At 66.6% G+C, this 15,416-nt stretch carries 17 protein-coding genes; 9 read left to right on the forward strand and 8 right to left on the reverse strand.

Features of this window, described 5'->3' with window-relative positions:
• The first annotated feature begins 35 nt into the window (after nt 1-35).
• From ACWD4A_RS14255 to ACWD4A_RS14270, 4 genes are all read left to right on the forward strand, one after another.
• A complete protein-coding gene (locus ACWD4A_RS14255; RefSeq protein ID WP_451193559.1) occupies nt 36-494 on the forward strand; it encodes a hypothetical protein in 459 nt (152 codons plus the stop codon).
• 9 nt (nt 495-503) lie between these two features.
• Complete coding sequence (locus ACWD4A_RS14260; RefSeq protein WP_451193561.1) at nt 504-2,336, forward strand: alpha/beta hydrolase; 1,833 nt, start codon at nt 504-506, stop codon at nt 2,334-2,336.
• Between the two features lie 87 nt (nt 2,337-2,423).
• A complete protein-coding gene (locus tag ACWD4A_RS14265; RefSeq protein WP_451193563.1) occupies nt 2,424-2,900 on the forward strand; it encodes a hypothetical protein in 477 nt (158 codons plus the stop codon).
• A gap of 225 nt (nt 2,901-3,125) precedes the next feature.
• Entirely contained in the window at nt 3,126-3,779 is a 654-nt protein-coding gene (locus tag ACWD4A_RS14270) for a class I SAM-dependent DNA methyltransferase (protein WP_451193566.1), read from the forward strand.
• On the opposite strand, the gene ACWD4A_RS14275 is transcribed toward ACWD4A_RS14270, so the two are convergent.
• Nucleotides 3,776-3,970, reverse strand: coding sequence for a hypothetical protein (locus ACWD4A_RS14275; protein WP_451193568.1), 195 nt, complete (start codon nt 3,968-3,970; stop codon nt 3,776-3,778). The genes ACWD4A_RS14270 and ACWD4A_RS14275 overlap by 4 nt on opposite strands.
• 12 nt (nt 3,971-3,982) lie before the next feature.
• Nucleotides 3,983-4,795, reverse strand: a complete 813-nt coding sequence (locus ACWD4A_RS14280; protein ID WP_451193569.1) for a helix-turn-helix domain-containing protein — start codon at nt 4,793-4,795, stop codon at nt 3,983-3,985.
• A 314-nt stretch (nt 4,796-5,109) separates the two neighbouring features.
• On the opposite strand from ACWD4A_RS14280, the gene ACWD4A_RS14285 reads away from it, so the two are divergent.
• Together ACWD4A_RS14285 and ACWD4A_RS14290 are read left to right on the forward strand one after the other, a co-directional pair.
• Nucleotides 5,110-5,601, forward strand: a complete 492-nt coding sequence (locus tag ACWD4A_RS14285; RefSeq protein ID WP_451193571.1) for an ATP-binding protein — start codon at nt 5,110-5,112, stop codon at nt 5,599-5,601.
• A gap of 139 nt (nt 5,602-5,740) precedes the next feature.
• A complete protein-coding gene (locus tag ACWD4A_RS14290; protein WP_451193572.1) occupies nt 5,741-5,980 on the forward strand; it encodes a DUF397 domain-containing protein in 240 nt (79 codons plus the stop codon).
• Nucleotides 5,981-6,037: 57 nt separating this feature from the next.
• Here the strand turns inward: ACWD4A_RS14290 and ACWD4A_RS14295 are convergent, their stop codons facing one another.
• The 3 genes from ACWD4A_RS14295 to ACWD4A_RS14305 all read right to left on the reverse strand — a co-directional run bounded on the left by ACWD4A_RS14295 (nt 6,038) and on the right by ACWD4A_RS14305 (nt 8,037).
• Nucleotides 6,038-6,346, reverse strand: a complete 309-nt coding sequence (locus tag ACWD4A_RS14295) for a WXG100 family type VII secretion target (RefSeq protein ID WP_451193574.1) — start codon at nt 6,344-6,346, stop codon at nt 6,038-6,040.
• Nucleotides 6,347-6,411: 65 nt separating this feature from the next.
• Nucleotides 6,412-6,801: a WXG100 family type VII secretion target gene (locus ACWD4A_RS14300; RefSeq protein WP_451193576.1), complete on the reverse strand. Its 390-nt coding sequence runs from the start codon at nt 6,799-6,801 to the stop codon at nt 6,412-6,414.
• 39 nt (nt 6,802-6,840) lie between these two features.
• On the reverse strand, nt 6,841-8,037 hold the full coding sequence (locus ACWD4A_RS14305; protein WP_451193578.1) for a S8 family serine peptidase: 1,197 nt from the start codon (nt 8,035-8,037) through the stop codon (nt 6,841-6,843).
• Nucleotides 8,038-9,269: 1,232 nt separating this feature from the next.
• On the opposite strand from ACWD4A_RS14305, the gene ACWD4A_RS14310 reads away from it, so the two are divergent.
• Nucleotides 9,270-9,398, forward strand: coding sequence for a hypothetical protein (locus ACWD4A_RS14310; protein ID WP_451193580.1), 129 nt, complete (start codon nt 9,270-9,272; stop codon nt 9,396-9,398).
• Between the two features lie 136 nt (nt 9,399-9,534).
• Here the strand turns inward: ACWD4A_RS14310 and ACWD4A_RS14315 are convergent, their stop codons facing one another.
• From ACWD4A_RS14315 to eccB, 3 genes are all read right to left on the reverse strand, one after another.
• Nucleotides 9,535-9,990: a hypothetical protein gene (locus tag ACWD4A_RS14315; protein ID WP_451193581.1), complete on the reverse strand. Its 456-nt coding sequence runs from the start codon at nt 9,988-9,990 to the stop codon at nt 9,535-9,537.
• 155 nt (nt 9,991-10,145) lie between these two features.
• Complete coding sequence (gene mycP / locus ACWD4A_RS14320; protein WP_451193583.1) at nt 10,146-11,513, reverse strand: type VII secretion-associated serine protease mycosin; 1,368 nt, start codon at nt 11,511-11,513, stop codon at nt 10,146-10,148.
• 116 nt (nt 11,514-11,629) lie between these two features.
• On the reverse strand, nt 11,630-13,225 hold the full coding sequence (eccB, locus tag ACWD4A_RS14325; protein ID WP_451193585.1) for a type VII secretion protein EccB: 1,596 nt from the start codon (nt 13,223-13,225) through the stop codon (nt 11,630-11,632).
• 146 nt (nt 13,226-13,371) lie between these two features.
• Between eccB and eccE the strand changes: the two genes are divergently transcribed.
• Nucleotides 13,372-14,652 (forward strand): type VII secretion protein EccE, encoded by a 1,281-nt coding sequence (eccE, locus tag ACWD4A_RS14330; protein WP_451193587.1) that lies wholly within the window; start codon nt 13,372-13,374, stop codon nt 14,650-14,652.
• Entirely contained in the window at nt 14,652-15,407 is a 756-nt protein-coding gene (locus ACWD4A_RS14335; RefSeq protein WP_451193589.1) for a hypothetical protein, read from the forward strand. Before eccE ends, ACWD4A_RS14335 begins: the two co-directional genes overlap by 1 nt.
• Nucleotides 15,408-15,416: the final 9 nt, after the last annotated feature.

A 15,416-nucleotide genomic window follows, 5' to 3' on the forward strand; every position in this document is an offset into this window, starting at 1 on the left:
TCGTGGACCGCGGTCAAGGGTGGGGTGCAAGGGCCATGGTGTCGTTCGAGCAAGAGTGGGCGCAGATCAAGCGGGAAACCTCCGCCGATGCCGGAATGAGTCTCGCAGGTGCCGATGGTAAGAGCGGCTGGACTGACGGCGGCTCGAGTGGTGTGAAGTCCGCAAAGAACGCGTGGACCTCAGCGGGAGACGGGGTCGGTCGACTGAGCGGAAACGTTAAGAAGGCACAGACGGCTCTTGAGCAAGGGCAGAAACACCTCGGCAACGAAACCGGCGGTGGCGTGGTGAGCGCGACAGCCCAACGGGAGGTCCACCAATCGTGGAAGCACTACTTGGACGAGGTGACCGGCAGGTGCGGTGCGCTCCAGGAACGGCTTGAGAAAGCGGGCAACCACCTGTACAAGAACGATCAGGACACCTCAAACGCCTTCAACGAGCTGAAGGACCGATACAAGGACACCCCCGCCGTCGGTGGGCAGAGCCGGGGTCGGTGATCGGGACCGGTGGACTACGCAGCGCTCAGTGCCCTCAGCCCCTCTCAGTACGAGGACGCGGCGGATGGGTACCGCACGACCAGCGATATGGCCAGCCAGGCCAAGGACAGCCTGGAAAATCAAATCACTGCCAGCATGCGGAAGTCACTCGAAGGCGAAGCGGCCAATGCGGCCCTTAACCAACTCCGAGAACTCGCCAAGGACTTCCACTACGTGCAGGTCGAGTGCGGCCTGATCGGCACGGCTCTCGACGCATTCGCTTCCGACATGCGAGCGGCCAAGAAGAAGCTCGATGCAGCGGTCGATGATGCGCGTGCCCGGAAGTTCACGGTGGCGGCCGACGGCTCGGTTGCCTACCCGGCCGCAGGCGAGAAGATCGACGGCAAGACGCCGCAGGGTGGCACAGCCCAAGGCGCTACCGACGAAACCGCCCGCGCGATCAACCACCAAGCGGCCACTTTCGCCCCCAACCCGAACTACGCCCACGCGCAGGAGTGCGCCGACCGAATAGCCGAAGCCATCAAACAGGCCACGGCGGCGGACGAAAAATGGGCCCCCAAATTGCGGAGCCTGAAGGCCGATGACGACTTGACGGTCTCCGACAGCGACTGGGCTGACGCACAGGGGGATATGAGTGGCGTCCGCGAGGGTGCGAAGGACTACCTGGACCACATCAAGCCCCCGCCTGAGAACGGCGACCCAGAAGCTAACGCCGACTGGTGGAAGAGGCTCTCCCAGCGGGAGAAGGCCGACTACATCTCGGTCCACCCAGCTACGGTCGGCGCGCTGGACGGCCTTCCTGCGGATGTCCGTGACGAAGCCAACCGTATCGTGCTCGACGAGAAGCACGGCGAGTACAGGGCACGGCTGGACGCAATACCCGACGAACCCAAAAAATTCGTTGACATCCGCCACGCCGTCCCCGGCATGGCATACACCGGCGAGTGGCTCGCATGGAACAAGAAATATGGGGATGAGGTTCAGCACCTCAAAAGCGTATTGGCAGGAATGGACGCCATCCAGAAACGCTTCGACAGCACTGGGGGAGCAAAAGACTTGCCCGAGGCCTATCTGCTCGGCTTTGACCCAGAGGGCAAGGGTGACGGAAAAGTTATAGTGGCAAACGGCAACCCGGACACCGCCGACCATACGGCCGTGTACGTGCCAGGAACGGGAACGGACCTCGGCGGCATCGAGGGCAACCTCGATCGCGGCGCAAAGCTCTGGCGGGAAAGCCACAGGCTCTCCCCCGGCGACAAAGTTTCCACCATCACCTGGTTCGACTACAACGCCCCACGCTCGGCATACCCCGGCGATAAGGGAGACATTCTCCCCGAAGCCATGCACGACCGGTACGCGGAAAAAGCCGGCCCCGTACTACGGCAGTTCCTCGACGGCAACAGAGCAGCCCATACGAACGCAACCGGGGACACTGCGCACACTACCGTTATCGGGCACAGCTATGGGAGCACAGCCATTGGGGACGCGGCCAAGTCCGGCTCCTTCCAAGACCGCCCCATGGCCGCCAACGACGTGGTGGTCGCAGGCAGCCCCGGTATGCAAGCGAAGCGCGCCGCCGACCTTGGTATCGATCCCCACCACATGTGGGCGATGAAGGGAGGCGGTAGCGATAATTTCGTCCGGGAAGGCGGACGGCTTGTTGGCCTAGGGGGCGACTGGACCATTCCCACGGACAAGGAGTTCGGTGCAAACGTGATGCAAAGCGACGCCAAGGACCACGGTGGATTCTGGGACGAGGACGGGGAGAAGGCATCGATCAGCTTGAAAAATCAGGCCAGAGTCATAGTGGGCAGATACGGCGACGTCACGCTGGAAGAGTAGGAATTGATGACCCGACGGAATGCAAGTCGCACCCAGACGGGTTTGGTAATCCTAGGCATCTTGACATTGACTATGGGGTGTTCTGCCATGGATAAAAAATCCGGCAATCTCGACTATGAGCCGAAAACGCGCGACAGCCGGGCTGTCGAGAAGGAAGTCGGCTCGTTGTCCAGCAAGGTTCTGGACATGCTGCAGGTCAAAGGGAAGGTCACTGAACCCGGCCCCGGAGTCGGAGCATGCGGCACGAGTGGGGGTGACGCAGCGGGCTACCGCAGTGTCAGGCACCCCTGGTCCCTGTACGGGGTGGATAACGACACTCTGCAGCAAGGGATGAACAACCTCAACGACAAGCTCCCGACGCAGGGTTGGAAGGTGGAAAGATACGGGACGGACACCAGCAGGAACAAGAACCTGGAGATTCTTGCCATCCACTCGGAGACTCACACTCAGCTTGAAGTCACGTGGATGAAAGGGCTTGACGGCAAAGCCCCGCTGATTGAAGTCACCCTGTATTCCAGGTGTTTCCGAGACTCTAGTGTTTCCAACAGTCCTGATAATGGCTGACGTTCCCTCCCGGTTCTTCGTCGGCTACGAACTCGTCTCCGCGAACAGCGAAACCCTGCAACCGCATCACAGCAAGGATGCAACGGCGCTGCAGACACGATTGTTCTGGACGCAAGAAAACGCTGCCCCCAAAGGGCGTGTATTCGAACGCTCACCTCTGATGCAGCATGCTTGTTCCGCCGTCGCGTCACGGTCAGTTGGGCCTGCGGGGTAGGGTTCCCGTCCGTGACCGAACCTGACTTCCTGCGCGATACCCGTGCGTCCTACGACGCCATCGCCGCCGGCTACGCCGAGCGCTTCCGTGACGAGTTGGCGGCAAAGCCGTTGGAGCGGGGGATGCTCGCCGCGTTCGCCGAGCTCGTCAAGGGGGGCGGGGCGGTTGCCGATGTCGGGTGTGGGACCGGGCGCGTGACGGCGCATCTGCATGGGTTGGGGGTGGACGTCTTCGGGGTCGATCTGTCGCCGGAGATGGTCGCGGTGGCCCGGCGGGCGCATCCTGGACTGCGGTTCGATGTGGGGTCGATGCTCGACCTGGACCTGCCGGACGGTGCCCTCGGCGGGCTCATGGCCTGGTACTCGATCATTCACATCCCGGAGGAGCGCCTGCCGGATGTTTTCGCCGAGTTCCACCGAGTGCTGGCGCCCGGCGGCTACGTACAGCTCGCGTTCCAGGTCGGCGACGAGCCGTTGCACCTGGCGGAGGCGCTGGGCCACAAGGTCTCACTCGACTTCCACCGGCGTCGGCCGGATCTCATCGCCGAGTTGCTGAGCCGGGCGGGCTTCGACGTACGGGCTCGGCTCCTGCGCGAGCCCGATGTCGACGGCGCGTTCCCGGAGCGGACGCCGCAGGCGTGCCTGCTGGCCCGCAAGCCGGCCTAGACGAGGTGGTCGAGTTCGCCCCGCTTGGCAGCTTCGATGAAGTTGCGGAGACCCTCGCGGGTCGTGGTGACCAGCTCGTTGGGGCGGGTCGTTTCGCGGAGTATGGGAGTGCCGGTGGAGGTGTGGCCGATTTGCAGGCAGGCGTTGCCACCACCGCCGCAGAGCGGTTCCTGCCACTTGATTTCAGACATCGTCTACTTCCCTCAAAGCTGCTGGGCAATTGAATGGATGAACTGGCGCGAGTCGCTCTCGTCCAGCGCAGAGATCTCCATCTTGCTAAAGAGCCGCCGGTAGTTGGCGAGTTCCACTTCGGAGTCTACGAAGACAGAGCCATAGGAAGTGTCCAGCTGAACGGTGTCCAGTTGAGGCACTGCCGCGCATGCGTAGAGCACAGTCTGGCCCGCGCCGGGGAAGCCACCGGCCTCGAAGGGAATCACTCTCAGGCTGACGAGATCACGCTCGCTGAAATCGAGCAGATGTCGCAACTGGGCACGAGCCACGTCGCGTCCGCCGAACTGCATCCGCAGGGCGCTCTCATGGATGATCGCGTCATACGCCGGAGGGCTCTTGCGGTCCAAAACAGCGCAGCGCCGCAAGCGATGCGCCACACGGACGTCCACTTCCTCGGCGGTGAGCTCGGGAATGACCATCTCGAAGATCGCTCGGGCGTGGTCCTCTGTCTGCAGGAGGCCGGGGATGTGCGACGTCAAGGCATTGCGGAGTCTCTTCGCAGTCCACTCGATCTCCACGATGTCGAGGAAGAAGTCGGGCAGTGGGCCCCTGTACTCCTCCCACCACCCCTTGTCGCGTTCGTCGGACATCACCACCAGGGCGTCGACAAACGTCTCGTCCATACATCCATAGCTGCTCGCCAATGCGCGCAGCCTGTTGGGCGGGACGCCGACACGACCGGCTTCCATGTGACTGACCTGGTACGCCTTGATGCCCACCACCGCGCCCGCGTCTTGCGCGCTCACCCTCGCGGCTTCACGCAGCTTGCGTAGCTCGATACCCAAGCGCCTTTGCCGCTGGGTTGGATGACTCCTCGACGGCATGCCTGCCCCTCCTCGCGATCTATGCGAAGCATGCCGTGCAGCCCCCGAGCCGGTCCACCGACAGGGTTGTCTTTGCAGACAAGGTTGTCCGCGCGACGCCGTTGCCCCTACATTCAGTAACGCACCGCTCACACGCGAGAGCACCGGAAGTGCACCGCGCGAGCATGCCTGCCTTCCCTGGTACGGGTGTGCCCGCGTCCAGGGAGGCGAGCCACCGGTGGCCACCTGCGTGCGACGGCTCCACCACCTCATCCACGTGTCTGGAGTGACCGCGCATGAGCAACAACGCGCCCTGCATGGCCGATGCCCCACAAGCCCCGACGCCGTCGGCTCCCCTGCCGAGCAACCTCAACTACTCTCTCGGGATGCCCGGCAGTGCGTACTGCCTCGGGATGGCCCGTACGACCGTGTGCCGCCTGCTGCATGAACACGGCCTCGCCGACATGGCCGAACTCGGCACGCTCGCCGCGTCCGAACTCCTCGGCAACGCCTGCCTCTTCACGCCCGGACGGGCGACAACCCTGTCCATCCGTTGGCGGTTCGGCGTGCTGCGGCTCACCGTGTTCGACGAGCACCCGCGGCACGCGAAAGCCGAGCTGGAGTCCTGCCAGGCACAGCGGCGGGCGGCGCTGGGTACGTTGGACGCGGTACTGGCCGCCTGTGGCGGACTCTGCTGCGGTCTGGACGAGGCGCAGGGGCCGATGGACGGCAGCAAGATGTGGGTGGCCTTCTCGCGGGAAGCGGCGCGGAACTACGCGCAGCTCTGAGGCTGCTGTGATCCGTGATCCACGGATGCACGGACCCCTGCGGGAGTACGCTGCTCACGGACCAGTCCGCGACGTGTCAACTCGCGTGCACGCGCGGCGATATGGAGACATTCGCGCACTCTGAAAGGCGGCCTTCCTCATGGATCCGCTCGAGAAAGCAAAAATCACGGAAGAGCTCTATGCCCGGGACATCAGCGGTCTTGAGTGGCTGAGCGCGCCCGAGCCCACGACCGAGGTGCGCGTCGAAATCGCGTATTTCCCCGACGGCGCGGTGGCCATGCGGTCCTCGGAGGACCCGGACACCGTGCTGCGCTTCACCGAGGGCGAGTGGCGGGCATTCGTCCTGGGCGCGCGGGACGGCGAGTTCGACCTGACCTGAGCACGGGCGCGGTGGGGTGAGCGAGCCGCCCACCCCACCAGGTCGGCCATCAGCGGATCAGTAGCTGATGTCGAACAGCTGGGACGCCTTGCGGTCCGTGTGCTGGTAGTCCATGCTGCCCTGCTTGATCTTGGCCGCGATCTCCGTCAGGATCCCGTGGATGTGCGTGCCACGCGCGTCGAACTGCGCCTTGGCCTGGAGCATCATCGTGTGGGCCTCGCCCTGCCAGCCTGAGGTGACCTCGTTGACCGCAGCCCAGATGTCCTTCAGCTGCTGGTCGACGACGCCGGCCGCCTTGGTGATGTCATCCGCGGTCTTCTCGACCGAGCTGTAATGAACCTTGAGGTCGTCATTCGCCCCGGACATGTACCCCCCTTATTGGTGGTTGGTGTTTCTACGGGTCCTACGGGTGCGGAACTGAGCCGCTGTGCTCAGTAACCGTTGATCTTGCTGTCGAGACCGGCGCTGATGCCGGCATCGGCTCCCAGGGAGCCGAGGTGCCCGCCCGGGGCGGCACCGTTCACGTCGATCTTGTTGAACGTGGCCATGATGTCGGCGTCGTTGGCGTGGCTGGCCTTACGGGTCAGGGCCACGGCGTCGTGAATGCCGTCGATCAGGCGACGCAGAGCGTCGTGGTCGTCGTTGAGCGCCAACTGAGCCGTACGGAATGCCTGGGCGCCCGCGCCGGTCCAGGCGCTTTCGACGGTGGCGATGGCATCGGCCAGGGCACGGAGGTTGCCCGAGAGGGCCTCGCTCGTCTCCCGGATCTTCCCCTCGAATTTGATGAATGCGGGATCACTGATCTTCTGAGTGTCCGACATGCGTCACCTCTCTTCTGTTGCTGGTGGTGGGGTCTGTGCTTATGCCTTGCGGCGGCGGAGGACGGTGAAGGCGGTGGCTGCCGCCAGGACGGCTGCGCCTGCGCCAAGGGAGACCCAGGCGATGGTTCCGAGGCCTCCGTCACCCGAACCCGATTCGGCGGCGGCGGATTTGTCGGAATCGGACGGCTTGGGCTTCGGGGCAGGCAACGGCTTTGACGTTGCCGTCCGACCCGTGAGGAGCGGGTTGACGTTCGCGGGTCCGGGGTTGCCCTCACCGTCGAGAAGCACCTTGCGGGGGCGGACGATCCCATAGCCGAGATACGGGCTGGGGACCTTGCCGTCCACCGGCTTACCGGCCGTGTCCATCATTACGCGGAGGACTTGGTAGTTGGTCCAGTCCGGGTGTTTGGACCAGATGAGGGCAGCGGAGGCGGAGGCGATGGCGGAGGCTTGACTTGTTCCGCCACCAATGCAGACGCCTTCTGTATCGGAGCAGCGTTCAGGGAGTTCGTCACCCGGAGCTGCCAGCGATACCTGCTCGCCGTGGGTGGACCACTTGGTTGCTGTGCGCGTGCGATCAATAGCTCCGACGCCAACAACGCCCGGAAGGGCTGCGGGAAAAATGGGGGCATTACCCTTGTCGCCTTCGTTGCCCACGCTAGCAAAAATAAGCGAACCCCTGCCGAGAGCATAATTCACAGCTCGCTGCGTTTCGGGGTAGTTTTCACTCCCCCCTCCTGGCCCCAGCGAGATATTGATGATTCGGGCTTGATGATCAACCGAGTACCGGATAGCTCTGCTGAGCAAGGGGTCAACTGCATCGGTTCGTTGATTGACCACTGCCTTCACTGGGAGGATCTTCGTTCCAGGAGCCAGCCCTTGCACCCCGCCATCGGCCCCAGTTCCCGCAATAAGAGTGGCCATATCCGTTCCGTGGCCGTCATCATCCCTGTGCGCACCTGTCGGAGTGTTGGACACATCCGTACCGTCCAGCACTTGGTCGCGCAGCTCCGGCAGCCCGTCCTTTACCCCGGTATCGACGACGGCAACGGTGATCCCCTGCCCCTTACTCACCTCCCACATGCGGTCGGCCTGCATATCATCCAGGTACCACTGCTTCGAGCGAATGCCCTGAGCCATCGCAGGGGCGAGACCGCCAGAAGCCATGAGCACGGCACCGGTCAACACCGGAACCATCAGGGTGCGAACGAGCACTCTCGAGGTGGTGAATGACATGTGCCGATGTTCTCCTTGGCATCTGACGGTTATGGCGTGCGCTACTCGATGACTCGGGGGACGGTATGACGCTGCCCGCCTGTCCAGGTCTCCTCATCCTCTGTCAGGTAATCGGGCCGCTGGGTGCCTTGGCGCCGTTGAGGTTTTCCAGGCGAAGCACCGTTCATGAGTGGCATACCGGTTGAACCTTGGCCACCACGTACGAGCCCCGTACCGCCCGGAGTGAATTCGGAACGCCCCTGACTCTTTCCTCGGAGGTCGCCGACGACGCCACCGGGCTCCGAGGCGAACCGCCGTCCAGGACTGATCTGCCTAGGAGCGGCAGCGCCACCTCCGGCGGCAGGGTGCCCCATTCCCATGGGCCCCCGCCCTGTCGCACCGGGCTCCCCGCCTACTGCCGTGCCACGGGCTGGGCTCCCCGTTCCCACAAGACCCTGCCCGGCGGGTGACCTCTCGTCCCCGATGACTACGCCTCTTGGCGGCCGCGCAACACCCGGCTGAGTGCCGGGACGGGCTGGGGTACCACCAACGATCCCATCGCTGCTGCCCACCGGGCGAGGCATAACTACCTTGCTCTCAGAACGACCACCAGGGATTCCAGGCGCACGCGTACCGCCCGGCGTTGCGGAGGGCATGCTGGGCACCACAGGGCGCGGTATTGGAACAACACGTGGCTCCGGAGCCCCCGACTGCTGCCCGGGGCCATCAGGTACATGGCTGTTGGACCCCGGGCCAACAGGAACATGCGGCTTCGGAGTCACCGTCGTGGAATCGACACTTGTGTGTACCGACGAATCAATACCTGGATGCACACGAGGGCTGGAGTTTTCTGTTCTGTGACGGGAATACCCCACTGCAGACGGATCACCTGACGCGGTTGCAGATGCAGCTTGCATCACGATGCCGCCTCTAGGTGCCACAGCTCCCTCTATTGAAGGGACCGCGCTCGGGTGCTTGTAGGCGTCTTCCGGCGGGTTAAGCGTCGGCGGCAACAACGGAAACTGCGGCTCCTTAAGCCCCTTAATGTCCGTACGCGCCACCGAGTAATAAGAATCAAGCTTGTTCATCAAGTCAACAGCAGCCTTGCGATGCTCCTCGTTGCTCGCCAGCCGCTGCTTCTCCTTCTCCGCATCCGCGAAGCACTGACCATCCACCGCCGGCTTCGGCATGGCTGACTTGACCTCGGCGAGGCCATTGCCCGCGTGGCCCACGTGGGTGCCGACGGATCGGACATGGTCGCCCAACCGGGCTGCCTGATTGGTCATTTCGGCGCCCCAGTTACGGAAGGCCTCGCCGCCCTCGCCTTGCCAGTGGACCTGGTCGATGAACACCTTCAACATCAGGCTGACAGCATCGAGTGAGTCGCCCGCGCTGGTCAGGGCGGACCCCACACGGGTCAAGTGGTCGGGCTTGGCGTGCTCGATCATCGCGTAGAGCTTTTCGTGGCTCAGGTCGTCGAACTTTCCCTTGCTCACTTTGTTTCTCCTCCCCCCGAGGTCACAGTCCGTCGGCCCCGCCGGTACCGCTGACGCTCTTGTCCGCCGGCGGCTGTGGCTGTGCGCCGCTGCCCGGCGCGTCCGTCGTTCTCGGCGGCACGACCGGACCCTTGTGGAACTTCCGCGTCCGTTCCTCGATCGCCCGCATGCGCGCGGCCTGTTCCGCATCGATGCCGTCGTAGCCGCGGTCGGCGATCAGGGCGGCGAGGCCCATGGCCTCCACCTGGTCGCCGAAGGTCTTGGACAAAGTCTTCAGCCGTTCGTGGACCTGCTCATACAGCTCGGCCAAGTGCTGGGCCGAATCGAATCCCGTGCCGTAGGCGTCCTTGGTAATCGTCTGGTCGGCGATGGATTTCAGCGACGACGACGAATCCTCCAGGTTCTCCAGAATCTTGTCGATTCGGCCCTTGAACGTCGCAAGCGTCTCGGCTTCCTTCGCCAGATCGCTCTTGCCCACTGCGCCCCTCCCCTGTGACATCAGCGAGACACTACGCCACTCTAGTCACTCCCGGCTTGGCTTTCATGGTGCCTGCAGGCATGCCCCGGGCGCCTGAGTACGCGTACTCAAACGCCCCCTCGTCACCGCACCCGCGATGTGCCGCGGTTCACACCTCAGAGTGAACGGCGGCGCCTCAAGTCCCGTAGCACCACCGCCACTCCGGCGATCGCCGCCACCAGCAGGGCCGCGCCGCCGAGGGCGTAGGTGGCCAGGCGTTCCTGGCGTTGTTCCGGGGATTCGCCCGCCGCCATGCGGGCGGGGGCCGGGGCCTTGACGTTGCGGGACATGGGTTTGTCGGGGGTCACCCGGTCCAGGGGGTGGGCGTCGTCGGTGAGGGCGCGGACCGGGTCGACCACGCCCCAGCCGATATAGCGGTCGTGCCCATTGGTGACGCGCTCCGCCGTCTGCTCGATCTGGGCGACGACCTGGTGCTGTTTCCAGTCGGGGTGTTTGGCGCGGATGAGGGCGGCGACCCCGGCGACATACGGGGCGGAGAAACTGGTGCCGTTGTCCACGCATTGACCACCCAACGGAACCGTCGAGACCATTTCCACACCGGGGGCGGCGACGCCCACGAATTCGCCCGGCTGGGAAAACGGTGCCCGCTCATTGTTCCGGTCCGAGGCGGCCACGGCGAGAACGCCCTTGTAGGCGGCGGGATATGTTTCCTTCACCGTGCCGTCGAGACCGTCGTTGCCCGCGGAGGCGACCACGACGACGTCCTTGGCGAGCGCGTCCTTCACCGCGAGTTCCAGATCGGAATCGGGTTTCAGGGCCTTTGCCGTGTCCTGGGAGATATTGATGACCTGGGCGCCGGCCGCGACGGCCAGGTTGATGCCCTGGGCGAGAGTGCGTGATGTGCCGGTGCCCTTTTCGTCGTTCTGCCGGATCGGGATGATGACCGACTCCGGTGCGAGGCCGACGAAACCGCTGCTCGCGGACGGGCGGGCCGCGATGATGCCGGCGACCTTCGTGCCGTGGCCGACGAGGTCGAGCGTGGGATCGGGCTGGGCCGCCGGCTTTTCGGGCTCGGGTTTCGGCGTGGGCTTGTCCGACGGCTTGGGGCTCGGTTTCGCCGAAGCCGACGCCGAATCCGAGGGCTTCGGGGTGGGTGTCGGGGCGGGCGTGGCCTTGGGTCCGTCCGAGGGTTTCGGGGTGGGCTTCGCCTTTTCCGTCCGGTCCTTCGTGGCCACCTCGCGGCGGTCGTTGTCGGCTTCCCGTACGCCGATGCCGTCCGCGGCCTCCGTCTGGGCGCCGGTGAGCAGGTCGGCTCCGCTCTTGGCGTCGACCGCGTCCTTGAGCTGAGGGTTGCGGATGTCGACGCCGGTGTCGATGACGGCTACGCGCACCGGTCGGCCGTCGCCGTCCTTTCCCTTGGTGTCCTGCCAGAGCTGGTCGAGGAGGACGCGTTGGAGCGACCAAGGGGTGCCCTTGATGGGTTTGGCGGGATATCGGCATTCGCCGACACCGTCCAGCGCCAAGGGGGCGGCAGTTCCCGGCCCCGGAACAACCGGCCCCGAGACACCCGTAATAGGCATGATGGGCGTGGCGAGCGCGGCTGCCACAACCGCCGTAGCGATACGTCGCATGCGTCGCCTCACGATCCCTGCGGCTGCCGGGCGCTGTTGGTGTCCAGGCGCGGGCCTGTCGGCAGGAATTGCGACCAGTTGGCGGGGACGGCCATGGGGTTCACGTTCTGATAGCCGAGCCGGTTGCGGGCCGTGTCGGTTTCGGAGGGCGCCGCGGACGGTGCCGCGTCCGGTGAATCGTCCGTCCCCGGGGACGGCGCGGGCTTCTCACCGATCTTCGACTTTCCGGAGTCGCTGTCGTTGTTGGACTGCACCGCGTAGCGCAGCCCCGTGTCGGTGACGAGGAAGATGGCGCCGCTGCTGGTCTGGCGGCCCGTGACCTGGCGGTAGAGCAGCCCGGAGCCGGGGGTGACATAGGCACTGGTGGCGCCGTCGGGGATGGTGGCCGGGTATTCCGTACCGGCCCAGGTGGCGAGTTCGGGGGTACCCGAGGAGGAGAGCCCGCCGAAAATGCTGCACACCGTCTTCTTGGCGTCGCCGCCCGCGGCCGCCTCCAGGGAATTGGCCTGCTGGGGCACGCGGGAAGGCCAGTGGTTCTGTCCGTAGAACTCTTCGTCGTCCGGTGTGAAGTCGGCGGCGCTCACGTGCTCGGGGATGCCCGCCTGGCCGAGGGGCGTCAGCATTTTGCTGTTGAGGAGCAGCTTGGCGACGAATTCGGAGACGCGCTGGACCTTGCCCTGGAGCACGAGGTAGTGCTGTGTGCCCGTGCCGGTCGGTGCCTGGAGGACCATGCCCACGCGATCGGCCTTCGGGGAGAGCGTGCCGACCCCGGCGTTCGCGCCGATCTCACCCCGGATCTCGGGGAAGGCGATGGGAGCGCCGTCGTTGAAGGTGGCCAGCCAGTCCTTGGTGACGCGGTGCGGCTGGGCGCCGTCGCGGAAGACGGAGCGCAGCAGCAGGTTGTAGTCCGGAGTGTCCGCGAGGGCCTTCCAATCAGCGCCGCCGAGGAGGTATTTGGTGCCCTGCGGGTCGATGAGGTAGCGGGCGTCGTCCGGGCCCTGGACGTAGAGGGCCTGGTTGTCGCGCAGGCGGTCCGGTCCGGTGAGCTTCTTCAACTTCGGGTCGCGGTCGGCGAACAGGAAGACGGCTTTCTGAGTGGTCTTCCCGTTTCCTCCGGGCTGTTCGCAGACGGCCCACTGCTTCTTCCGGCCCGCTTCGTCGGCGCCGGGCATGCGGTCGGGCGCGTACGGAATACCGAGCGTCGGGCCGCGCGGAATGTGGCCGCTGTCGAGTTCGGATTCCTTCACCTTGATGACGGTGGATTTGTCGGGGGTGAGGAGCAGTTTGGCGGAGGCGAAGTTGAGGACGGGGTGGAGCTGCTTCTTGTTGTCCGTCTCCAGCACCACGTAGCGGGTGGTGGATTCGCTGCCGACGATGACGTGGGCGGCGGTGTCGTCCCAGCCCTTCGGAGCGACCGGCCGGAACATGCCCCAGGCCCCGAATCCGGCGACGAGCAGCGCCCCGACGACCACCCCGGGGAGCACCGCGCGCAACGGGCGCGGTGCCCCTTCCTCCGTTCCGCTGGGGGAAGGTTGCAGGAAGGCGGCGACCGTCCGCTTCTTCGCGAAGGTGTAGGCGTTGAGCTGATCCCGGCGTGATGCCATGTGTCGCCGCTTCTCCCCAGTGGTCGGCTTCGGTGGACGGACAGTAGGCGCACCGGACGAGCGGGCCTTGCTCTCGGTCCGGTTGTCGTACCGGCCCCCTACTATGCCGGTAAGGGATCAGCGTGAGGTCGAGGGGGTTTGACGGCATGGGTGCCGCAACGCGCGTACGGGCGTCGGGGGTCACCGCGACGCCGCCGGGCGCGGTCGCGCCGCGGGCCGTGTCGCGGCCCGGGAGCGTCGGGCCGGTGCGGCTCCAGCAGCTGGTGCTGATCGAGGTGGCGGCGGCGCTGGTGCTGGTCGCGTGGGTCGCCGGTCCGCTGCTGCTGGTGCCGGCGGTCGTGGTGGCCGCCGTGCTGGTGCTCCTCGCGCTCGTGCGCCGGGGCCGGCGGCCGATAGCGGACTGGCTGGCCGCGGCCGTGCTGCTGCGGCGGCGTGCCCGTCGGGCGGCGGCCGCTCCGGCGGGTACGGATCCGGGGCTCGCGCCGGTCCTGGAGTGGGAACCGGCACTGCGGACGGGCTCCTTCACCGACCGGGAGCGGCGCGAGGTCGGTCTGGTCGGGGACGGTACGTTCCTGACGGCTGTGCTGCGGGTCGACGCCGTCGACGCGCCGCTGCGGCCGCTGCGGGTGGAGAAGGCGCTGCCGCTCGGCCTGTTGCGGGACGCGATGGATGTCGACGGCATCCGGCTGGAGTCCGTACAGGTGGTGCAGAGCACCTTGCCCGCGCCTGCTCGGCATCTGCCCGCGGACGCTCTGGCGGCCCGGAACTACGCGCCGCTGCAGGCGATGGCCGGGACCCCGGCCGTGCGGCTGACATGGGTGGCGCTCAAGCTCGACCCGGAGCTGTGCCGGGAGGCGGTGGAGGCCCGCGGGTCGGGTGCGGAGGGTGCGCGGCGTTGTCTGCTGCGGGCCGCGGATCAGCTCGCGAGCCGGCTGCAGGGGGCCGGGTTCCGGGCGGAGCTGTTGTCCGAGGAGGGTCTGGCGGCCGCTGTCTCGACCGCCGCGAGCGTCAATCCGACGGCTTCGGCGCAGGCGGGCCGCAGCGGTACGCCGACGCGGCGGACGGCCGAGAGTTCGCGGGCCTGGCGGTGCGACGACCGGTGGCACAGCACGTACTGGGTGGCGCGCTGGCCCCAGTTGGGGCCGGAGGCCACTCCCCTGCCGCAGCTGGCCGCGCTGCTCACCTCGCTGCCCGCGCTGTCGACGACGCTGAGTCTGACGCTCGGGCGGGGCCGTACTCCGGGCGGCGTGCACGCGCCGAGCATATCCGCGCATGTGCGGGTCACCGGCCGGAGCGCCGATGAACTCGCGGCGACGCGCGGTGAGTTGGAGCGGGCCGCGCGAGGCGTGCGGGCCGGGCTGGTGCGGTTGGACAACGAGCAGGTGCCGGGCGTCCTCGCCACGCTGCCGCTGGGAGGGACTCGCTGATGACCACGGCCTCTTCGCCGCCCGTTCCCGCTCCCCCGGCGGCTCCCCCGGCACGTCGGCGTTTCGGCTTCGGGCTGCTGGGGCCCCACCGGGGGCGGCACGAGCTCGCGCCGGAGCAGTTCGAGGCGCTGGCGCTGCCCGTAGGGGACGACGGTGTCGTCATCGGCACGGACTCGCGCGACGCACCCGCCGTCCTCGGAGTGGGCCGTCCGGCGCCGTTCGACGCCGTTCTGGTCGGCGGCGCGTGGACGGCGCAGGTCATCGCGTTGCGCACGGTCGGTACGGGTGCGCGCGTCGCCGTCGAGACGGGCCGTCGCGAGCTGTGGACCCCGCTCGCGCAGGCCGCCAACAGCGGCCAGCCGTGCGTCACTCTGCACGATGTCGGGCGGGTGCCGCCGCAGGGCGCTTCGGTGCACAGCCCGGTGCTCGTCGTCCGTGACTGCGGTGCGCGTCCGCCGCGCGGGCGGGTCGTCGCCGCGCCGTGGCAGCCCGTCCTCACGCTGCTGCCCTTCGTGAGCCCGGAGGCGCCGCGGCTGATGGGGAGCGCGGATCTCGTCGGGGTGCAGCGGGTATCCCCGGAGGAGGCGGCCGAGCTCGGGCGGCTGCTGGGGCTGGGGCCGGACGACGTCGCGGCGCTGCCCACGCTCCGGGACGGGGTCACGCTGTGGTGTGCGCGGCGTTCCCGCATGTACGTCGACACGCGGGCGACGTCGGCGGAGACCGGGCTGCTGGGGGCGGCACGGCGGATGGACTGACCGGATGGA

The sequence above is a fragment of the Streptomyces sp. NPDC002537 genome, assembly GCF_053594975.1.